This is a genomic window from Frankia sp. KB5, assembly GCF_002099325.1.
In the GTDB taxonomy this organism is placed as follows: domain Bacteria; phylum Actinomycetota; class Actinomycetes; order Frankiales; family Frankiaceae; genus Frankia; species Frankia casuarinae.
Map to the genome: position 1 here is coordinate 1 of NZ_MRUJ01000392.1, position 1690 is coordinate 1690.

At 72.4% G+C, this 1690-nt stretch carries 1 protein-coding gene and 2 pseudogenes; 2 read left to right on the top strand and 1 reads right to left on the bottom strand.

The features are described 5' to 3' along the window. Positions 1–244: pseudogene (locus KBI5_RS24690) on the top strand (hypothetical protein); the annotation flags it as partial. Between the two features lie 27 nt (positions 245–271). Here KBI5_RS24690 and KBI5_RS24695 read toward each other — a convergent pair. Beyond that, the gene (locus KBI5_RS24695) at positions 272–604 is read right to left on the bottom strand and encodes a hypothetical protein (RefSeq protein ID WP_085016629.1); all 333 of its coding nucleotides are present in this window, start codon (positions 602–604) and stop codon (positions 272–274) included. Positions 605–980: 376 nt separating this feature from the next. On the opposite strand from KBI5_RS24695, the pseudogene KBI5_RS24705 reads away from it, so the two are divergent. Continuing rightward, positions 981–1586: pseudogene (locus KBI5_RS24705) on the top strand (ATP-binding protein); the annotation flags it as partial. Between the last annotated feature and the right edge of the window lie 104 nt (positions 1587–1690).

Genomic DNA, 1690 nt, shown 5'->3' on the forward strand with positions numbered 1-1690 from the left:
CGTCTTCGACCGGGTCGTCACCGCTGTGACGCTGCCCGCCGCTCTGCCGTTCGCACCCGTCACCGCCGCGCTCCGGACCGATCCCCTGCCGGCGCTGGCCTCTCTCGATGTGCTGACGCGCGAGCTACGCCGCCGCGGCACCGATGCGGCGCTGAACGCCACCCTCAACGCGCTCGCCGGCACCACCACCGCCGGCACCGCGGCCGACGGCGCGGACCTCACCGCAACAGCCACACCCCGCTGATCTCGCCAACCCTGTTCGCGCTCCCGTTCACAACCCGAGGTGAATCTGCATGGCTACGATTCTCCGCCCGTCACCGGACAACCGGTCACTACCCGAACCTGGCCCCAGTGGTGCCCCTGCCCACGGGGCATGGTCGCTGACGCCCACACCGATCCAGTGATCACCGGCGAAGGGCAGGTCGGCCGTCGCGTAGGCGAACAAGCGCCTTACCAGGCGAGCGTCGCGTTCGAGCAGCTTCGTCGCACCGCCGTCCACCACCTGGAGGTTCACGTCCACCGCGATGGCGTATGCGCGGGCTGCGGAGCTGCCTGGCCGTGCGGCACGGCGGTACTCGCCGAGCACAACCTCGCGCTCGTCCACGAGACGACCCCCGCCCGATCCCCGTCTACGCCCCCGCTACGCGAGGGCTCAACCAGGCCCGTAACCCTCCGCCGGGAGAACCCCGTGACCACCACCGCTGCCGCCCCATCCGCCCCCGTCGAACCGCCCGACCAGCCGCTGCCGCACCGCATCTGGCACTACCCCGCCGGCCCGCAGTCCGCCTCCGATGCCCGCCACCACGTGACAACCCAGCTCCACCGCTGGGGCCTCGACAGCCTGACCGACACGGCCGCCCTCGTGACCTCCGAGCTGGTCACCAACGCGCTCACCGCCAGCCAGCGCGCACGCCACAGCGGGGACGACGACCTGACCTCCCTCATCGCGATGCGCCTGGCCTACAGCCCCCAGGACCGCCCACCTCGCCGCCGCCCGCCACCACGTGACAACCCAGCTCCACCGCTGGGGCCTCGACAGCCTGACCGACACGGCCGCCCTCGTGACCTCCGAGCTGGTCACCAACGCGCTCACCGCCAGCCAGCGCGCACGCCACAGCGGGGACGACGACCTGACCTCCCTCATCGCGATGCGCCTGGCCTACAGCCCCCAGGACCTGATCGTCGAGGTGTGGGACGGCGCCGCAGCGGGCCGCCCGACCCTGCGCGCCGCCAACCCGGATGCCGAGGACGGCCGCGGCCTGCACCTGGTCACCGCCCTGAGCGGACACAGCGGCCATTACCAGGCCCAGATCCGCACCGTCGCCGGCTACCGGCCGAAAGGCAAGGTGACCTGGGCGAGCCTGCCTCACACAACCCCATCCACCCAGATGCCGCGGGACACCGCCGCCGGGGATCTACCGCGGCGCGCCACATCCCCCGGCCCCACCCAGACGACACAGGACCCGATCGTGTTCGACCTGACGCTGCTGCAACGAGTACGCGACGGCCTGCGCAACCTGGACGACGGGACCCACCTCCGCGCCAGCAGCCACCCCCACCGTCCCGGAGCAGGTGGCACAGCATGACTCGCCCCGCCGACCGTTCCTGCCCACCGTGGTGCGCGCAGCCCGCCGGCCACCTGGTCGCCGAACCCGCCGGCCCCGGCGATTACCACATCTCCGATTTCGCG